The organism is Cellulomonas septica (genome assembly GCF_012396155.1).
In the GTDB taxonomy this organism is placed as follows: domain Bacteria; phylum Actinomycetota; class Actinomycetes; order Actinomycetales; family Cellulomonadaceae; genus Cellulomonas; species Cellulomonas septica.
The window spans coordinates 1-6,391 of the sequence record NZ_JAAXOY010000155.1 but is presented as its reverse complement, the minus strand read 5'-3'; the positions used below and the strand labels follow the sequence as shown (position 1 = coordinate 6,391).

The following is a 6,391-nucleotide window of genomic DNA, read 5'->3' as shown; positions in this document are numbered from 1 at the left end:
CGCCGGTGCGCGTGCCGGGCGGCGCGTCGCTCGGCCGCGACCCGGTGGCCCCCACCGGGCGGACGCCCGTGCGGGTGGTCGGGGCGACGGTGTCGAAGACCCACGCGCTCGTCGACGTCGAACCCGACGGGACCATCTTGGTGACCGACTTCAGCTCGACGAACGGGACGCACGTGCTGCTCGACGCCCCCGTGCGGCTCGTGCCGCACACGCCGGTCGCCGTGCCGGCCGGCACGGTGGTGCTGCTCGGCGAGGTGCGCTGCACGCTCGGCCTGAGCGCCTGAGCGCCTGAGCGCCTGAGCGCCTGAGCCTGGCGCGCCGGGCTCTCGTCCGAGCGTCTGACGTGCCGCACGCGCGGCTCGCGCACCCGCGGCGATGCCGCGAGCGCGAGACGACGCGGCGCCGCTAGCGCGAGACGACGCCCTGGATCTCGGCGACCGGGATCTCGGCGGTCGCCGAGATCGTCTGCGCGGGCAGCGCCGTCGGGTTGGGGTCCTCCGAGGAGACCCACGACGCGGTCCACGTCGCCTGCGCCGTCAGCGTCGCGGTGGGCTGCGACTGACCGGCCTTGACCGGCTGGTTCGCGCTCGACCGGAAGAACCGGAGCGAGCACGTCGTGGACGCCGCTCCACCGCCCCACGGGGTGCCCGTGTCCGGGCAGGACACGGTGTCGGCGCCCGGGGCGCTGACCTGCAGCGCGGACAGCGCCGCGTCGACGCGCGCCCACGTGCCCGACGGGATCTGCGCGGTCACGGAGACCGTGGTGGCGGCGTCCTCGACCCACACCCAGGTGTCGGTGCCGACGACCGTGGCCCCGGTGCCCGAGAGGCTCGGGTTCCAGCGGATGGTCCCGCGGGGCAGGTCCATCGACTCCGACGCGATCTGCGCGAGCACCTCGGGGTCGACCTGGGCGTCCTGCGGCGGCGCGGGGTCGGTCGGGCCGACCCAGACCGCCGGGTGGGACAGGTAGTACTCCGTCGCGACCTCACCCGGGGCGCTGCCGCTGCACGTCGCCTCGTACCAGTGGCCCTCGGTGTCGGTCGCGTGCTCCTCCCAGCCCTGGTGCAGCAGGCCCTGGTTGGCGAAGTCGTCAAGGGTGTCGGACTCGCGAGCCGGTCCGCCGAGCTTCCAGTACTCGTAGTACTCGGCCCCCGTCGGGCCCCGGCCCATCCAGCACAGCGGCGCGACCGTGCGCGTCGTGGTGCTCGTGAACGTCCGGCCGCCCGACGTCGACCCGGACTGCGAGACCGTCACCTGGATCGACCCGCCCGACGACCCGCCGCTCGTCCCCGTGCCGGGGCCGCTCGAGTCGCCGGGACCGGCGGTCTCCTCCTGGCCGAACGGCGGGTCGTCCGCGACGGCGGCCGTCAGCGGGACGAGGACCAGCGCGACGGACAGGCCGAGAACGGCGGCGGACCGCCTCAGCATGTTCCCGACACCTCGTTGGTGGCGACCAGCCAGCGGTCCTCGCCGGGCACGCGGGTCAGCGTGTAGGCCTTGTGCTTCTTCTCGCCGAACCCCGCCTCCGCCGGCGTGTAGGTGCGGGTCGCGTCCGCGAAGGTGGCCTTCGAGAAGTCCTCGCAGATCTCGCCAGTCGCCTGGTCCCCCGTGACGGCCACGTTGCCCACGCGCGTCTCGAGCACGCCGCCGATGGACGCCTGGATCGCGACGTTCTTGTCGACGACCTTCTGCATGGCCCCCTGCAGCTCGGGCGAGGCGATGAGGGCGAAGGCGGGGCTCACGGTGTTGGTCCGCAGGGTCCGCCAGTACTCCTTCTCGTACGTGGCGAGCCAGTTGTGGACGTCGGCCTCGTCGCCCGTGAGCGCCGGCACGTCCGTGAACACGATCCCGAGCTCGGGGTCGGACAGGTCGTCCACCTCGGGCTCCGGGGTCGGCGTGGCGCTCGGCGTCGGCGTCGTGGTCGGCGCCGCGGTGAGTCCCGCGGGCTCCTCGGCCCCGCCGCACCCCGCCAGCAGGCCCACGACCAGCGTCGACACCACGACCACGACCCAGCGGCTCATCTGCGCCCTTCCTGCGACCCTCGGCCGGTCGACCGAACCGACCGATACCGTACCGAATGCCCCGTGAGCACGCGGCGCGGCCGTCGGCGGGACGCCCGGTCGTGCGCCGTCCGGTGGGTGCGGTGGACGAGCGGTCACGCACCCCCGGGGGTCGCCACTAGGGTGCTGTCCGAAATCGCCGGATTCGAAGGGTGGACGTGAGCATGGCTCGTCTGGACGTCGTGCGGCGCAGGGTCGCCCTGAGCGAGGACGAGCTCGAGACGCTCCGCCTCCTGCACAACGGGGAGCCCGCGCCCGAGGAGGCGCGCGCCGCACTCGTGCAGGCCGGCGTCGTCGACGAGGACGGCGCGGTGAGCCCGCTCGTCGTCGACCTGGTCCGGACGGTGACGGAGCCGATGATCCAGGCGTCGGTCGAGACCGCGGGTCCGCAGGGACCCACGCTCGCCGTGCTCGCGGTCCGCGAGGAGACCGTCTGGTACACCGACCCGTGGCCCCGGGGCGGCGACGACGTCGAGGCGGTGTACTGCCAGGACGAGCTGCCGCAGGTGCTGTGGATCCTCGCCCGGCTCGCCGGGCTGCGCCGTCGCGAGGTGCCGAAGATCGCCACGCCGTTCACGGTCCCGCTGCGGGCGGTCGACGCGGTCGTCCAGACGATGAGCCTGACCGACGACACGTGGGAGCCGGCCAAGGTCGTCGCCACGGCGCAGCTCGAGCGCTTCTTCGGTGAGGTCGCCGAGGCGGACCGGTCGATGCTCCTCGCGACGCTGTCCTTCCTCGAGTCGACCGCGCGCGTGAGCCTCGTGTGGGGCCCGGACGCCGCGACCGACGCCCGGGGCCTCGCGCTGTGGGACTGCGGGCCCGGCGGCTACTGGGTGCGCGAGCAGCCCGCCGAGCCGCTGCGTCCCGAGGACGTCACGCCGGGCACGCTCGCGACGTTCCGCCCGGTGTCCGGCGGCGAGGTCTGGCAGCTCCTCGCGGGCCTCCTCCCGTCGTCGGCCGACCTGCGGTCGGTGCTGGCCCGGGTCGGCGCGTCGTGACGGTCAAGATCGACAAGGAGGTCCTCGCCGCGACCGTCGTCGCGCTCGAGGACCTCGCGGAGGACCTGCCGGAGCTCTTCTCCCGCGCCTCCGCGCTCGACGCGCGGGTCGACCTGGCGGGACTCAACGGTGCCGAGCAGTGGGCGCGCGACGTCTCCAGGGACCTGCGTCAGCGGATCGGCGTGCTCGAGCACATGGCGCAGGCGAACCCGACGTTCGGCGGCGTGAGCATGACCGCCGACCAGGCGGCCGCGATCGCGGGCCAGTCGATGTCCGTCGAGGACGCGCTGATCGCGGTGCGTGCGACGGGCACGGCCCCGAACGCCTGGAACGACACGGACCCCGCCAACCTCGCCGAGTGGTTCGAGCAGCTCCAGGCCGAGGCGCTCGAGAAGCTCGCCGGCATGTCCGACAGCGAGCAGGCCACGGCCCTCGTCGACGCGTACCACGACATCCAGAACTTCGTCGTCGGCGGCGGGGCGGCGGTCGCCGCCGCCGGGACGCTGATCTTCCAGGGGGGTCCCGCCCTCGCGCGCTGGCTCGCCGACCGCAAGATCATCCAGCCGGGCCTCGCGTCGCTCGCCGAGTCGGACGCCGCCTGGGCGAACCGGCTCTCCGCGGCCCTCACGGCGGCGGACCGCCGCGGGCTCGCCGGCAAGGTGCCGTTCAAGTACCCGGGCTCGTTCGTCCCCAACACCGTCGGCAACTACCTGCTCAAGCTCGCGCCGACCGTCGAGGACTTCGACGCGTGGGTGACCCGCATGTCCTCCGCGACGCAGACGTACGCGGTGAACGGCGAGATGCAGCCGACGCTGCTGGCGAAGCTGCTGCAGAGCGAGAAGGGCGTCCAGGCGACGACCTGGGTCTCCCGCATGCTCGGCGCGACGAGGACCGGGCAGCTCGCGACCAGGCTCGCCACGTGGGGCAACGCGATCGTCGGCAAGCCGTGGATCAACCCGGCCACGGGTGCCGTCGTCGCGCGCGGCGCCGGCAACCTCCTGACGATGGCGAGCCAGTCGGGCGTCACGACGATGCTGAGGTCCGCGGGCGCGCTGCGGGTCCTCGGCGTCGCGGGCAGCGCGTTCGCGACGGTCGACGGCGTCGTCGGGCTCGTCAACAACTTCGACGAGAACAACAGGCTCTGGTCCGAGGGCGGCACCGAGGGCAAGGCGCACGTCATCGGCGAGTACGCCGAGACCGCGTTCAACGCGTCGATGACCGCGGCCCTCATCGCGCCCAACCCGGTGACGCTCGGCCTGGTCGCCGTCACGGGTGTCGTGTGGGCCGGCGCGGAGGTCGTCGAGCACTGGGACGACATCACCGCCGCGGCCGACCAGGCCGTCGACTGGGCGGGCGACCGGGCCGAGGAGGCCGGCGAGTGGGTCGGCGACCGTCTCGACGACATCAAGGAGTCCGACCTCAACCCCATGAACTGGTTCTGAGAGGGCGCGATGACATCGACCGAGCTCTTCGCCAAGGCGCAGGCCCTCGACGCCCTCGCGGCCGACGTCGAGACCGCGATCGACCCGGCCAAGTCGATCGCCGACTCCCCCGACTGGGAGTGCGCGAACGCGACCGACGTCCGCGGCTCGCTCAACGGCTGGCGGTCGGCCGCGCAGTCGGCCGCGCGCAACCTGCGCGACGAGGCGTCCCGCGTCCGCGGCGAGGCCCGGCGGGCCGAGGAGCGTGAGGAGCAGGAGGAGCGCGACGCGCGCCGCGAGAGGCAGCCGCAGTGAGCGTCGACGTCTGGGCGCCGCTGGGCGTCGCGGGCGTCGTGCCGGTCGTCGACGAGCTGAGCATCCCGGACTTCCACCACATGCCGAAGACCGTCCCGTTCGCCGCGCGCACGCAGGTCGACGTCGCCGGCCACCGGGTCACCGTCGTGTGGCGGAACCGCGTGCTCGTCGCGTCGCTCGCCGACGACACGGCCCCCGGGGGCACCCGGGAGATCGCGAGCGGCTTCCGTCAGCCCGCCACGGGTGGTCCCGACAGCATCCTGTGGAACTTCGTCCTCATGCCCGTCGACGTGCTCGGCGAGACCGTCGCGGTCGACCGCGAGCGCAGCGGCCGCGACCGGTGGCAGCTGCGCGTGTCGGGGCCGGACGGACGCTCCTGGCAGTGGCGGCCGGCGGGCCGGATCTTCGCCGACCGGATGGAGCTGACCCGGTCGGACGACGACGCACCCGTCGTCACGCACCTGCTGCGACCCGTCCCGGGCCGCCCAGGCGGCGCGTCCGGGCCGCCCGAGGTGAGCTGGAAGGCGTCCGCGAGCCTCGCGGAGGTGCTGCTGCCGCTGCTGTGGGTGCTCGACCGCGCGCACACGTGCCTGCTCCCGAAGACGCAGCGTGTCCTGCGCGGGGAGTTCCTGTGACCGCCGCGGGCGGCGCGCGGCCGGACCCTAGGATGTCCCGGTGATCCGGTACGAGGAGCGCGCGTCGCGCCGCCGTTCGACCCTGGCCCTGGTCGTCGTCTGCGTCGTCCTGTGGGTGGGCCTCGCGCTGACCGACGGCGGCTGGGTCCTCGCCACCATCCTCGTGAGCATCGTCACCGTGCTGGGCGCCGTCCTCGTCTGGAGCGTCGGCCGCTACACCAACATCCGCGTCACCGACTCCGAGCTCCGCGTGGGCCGCCTCAAGGTCCGCCTCGCCGACCTGTACCCGGGCGTCTCGCAGCCCGGCGAGATCGTCGAGGGCAAGCTCGCCGGCGGTCAGTGGGGCACGACCGCGTCGACGGCGCACCCGCGGATCGTCGCCCTCACCCGGCGCAACGGGGAGCGCATCATCGTGTCGACGAAGGACCCCGACGCCTTCCGTGCCGCGCTCGACGCCGTCCTCGCCGAGCACCGGTAGCACCCGAGCACGACCCGCACCCCGAGCGGGACCTTGGTCCGGCGTCCGGGGCGCCGTGAGCAGCGATGCTGCCGGGAGTGCCCCACGACGGCGCACGCCGTCCTCCGGCGGCCGGTCGACGTGGGGTCCGACGGAGGTCGGGCGACGTGGCTGTGGCGACCGCGACCCGTGAGCCTCCGGTGGGCGGCCCCTCCCCCTCGGGGCCGCCCACCCCGTCGGACACCTCCCTCCCGCTCCCCGTGCGACCGCGAACGCGCGCCCGGACGGGCCACGCGCGGCGCGTCGGCTCCCGGGTGCGCACGACCGTGGATGATGCTGGGTCGTGCCCCACAGCCACCTCCCACCCGTGACCGCGCCCCGACAGCACCGTGGCGGTCGGGTCGGCCTTGCCCTGGCCCGCGATGTCGGGCGCGGAGCCGTGCACGGGCTCGAACATGCTCGGCGCCGTGCGGTCCGGGTTGATGTTCGCCGACGCGGCCAGGCC

Annotated in this window: 8 protein-coding genes and 1 pseudogene; 6 read left to right on the top strand and 3 right to left on the bottom strand. The window is 74.2% G+C overall.

Translation table 11 applies throughout. The features are described 5' to 3' along the window. A partial coding sequence (locus tag HGA02_RS08000) for an FHA domain-containing protein (RefSeq protein WP_168678579.1) occupies positions 1 to 284 on the top strand: 284 nt, incomplete at its 5' end. A gap of 121 nt (positions 285 to 405) precedes the next feature. On the opposite strand, the gene HGA02_RS07995 is transcribed toward HGA02_RS08000, so the two are convergent. After that, positions 406 to 1,428: a hypothetical protein gene (locus HGA02_RS07995; protein WP_168678578.1), complete on the bottom strand. Its 1,023-nt coding sequence runs from the start codon at positions 1,426 to 1,428 to the stop codon at positions 406 to 408. Then, positions 1,422 to 2,021 carry a hypothetical protein gene (locus HGA02_RS07990; RefSeq protein WP_168678577.1) on the bottom strand — a complete coding sequence of 200 codons (600 nt, stop codon included), beginning with the start codon at positions 2,019 to 2,021 and terminating at the stop codon, positions 1,422 to 1,424. The genes HGA02_RS07995 and HGA02_RS07990 overlap by 7 nt, the downstream gene beginning before the upstream one ends. A gap of 203 nt (positions 2,022 to 2,224) precedes the next feature. Between HGA02_RS07990 and HGA02_RS07985 the strand changes: the two genes are divergently transcribed. From HGA02_RS07985 to HGA02_RS07965, 5 genes are read left to right on the top strand one after another with little or no spacing between them, the layout of a single operon-like run. Beyond that, positions 2,225 to 3,058 (top strand): hypothetical protein, encoded by an 834-nt coding sequence (locus HGA02_RS07985; protein ID WP_168678576.1) that lies wholly within the window; start codon positions 2,225 to 2,227, stop codon positions 3,056 to 3,058. Beyond that, positions 3,055 to 4,500, top strand: a complete 1,446-nt coding sequence (locus HGA02_RS07980) for a hypothetical protein (protein WP_168678575.1) — start codon at positions 3,055 to 3,057, stop codon at positions 4,498 to 4,500. Before HGA02_RS07985 ends, HGA02_RS07980 begins: the two co-directional genes overlap by 4 nt. A 9-nt stretch (positions 4,501 to 4,509) precedes the next feature. Next, positions 4,510 to 4,794, top strand: a complete 285-nt coding sequence (locus HGA02_RS07975; RefSeq protein WP_168678574.1) for a hypothetical protein — start codon at positions 4,510 to 4,512, stop codon at positions 4,792 to 4,794. Next, the gene (locus HGA02_RS07970; RefSeq protein WP_168678573.1) at positions 4,791 to 5,429 is read left to right on the top strand and encodes a hypothetical protein; all 639 of its coding nucleotides are present in this window, start codon (positions 4,791 to 4,793) and stop codon (positions 5,427 to 5,429) included. Before HGA02_RS07975 ends, HGA02_RS07970 begins: the two co-directional genes overlap by 4 nt. A 40-nt stretch (positions 5,430 to 5,469) precedes the next feature. Further along, positions 5,470 to 5,907 (top strand): hypothetical protein, encoded by a 438-nt coding sequence (locus HGA02_RS07965; RefSeq protein WP_168678572.1) that lies wholly within the window; start codon positions 5,470 to 5,472, stop codon positions 5,905 to 5,907. Between the two features lie 358 nt (positions 5,908 to 6,265). On the opposite strand, the pseudogene HGA02_RS07960 reads toward HGA02_RS07965, so the two are convergent. Then, positions 6,266 to 6,391 (bottom strand): annotated as a pseudogene (locus tag HGA02_RS07960) (isocitrate/isopropylmalate family dehydrogenase); the annotation flags it as partial.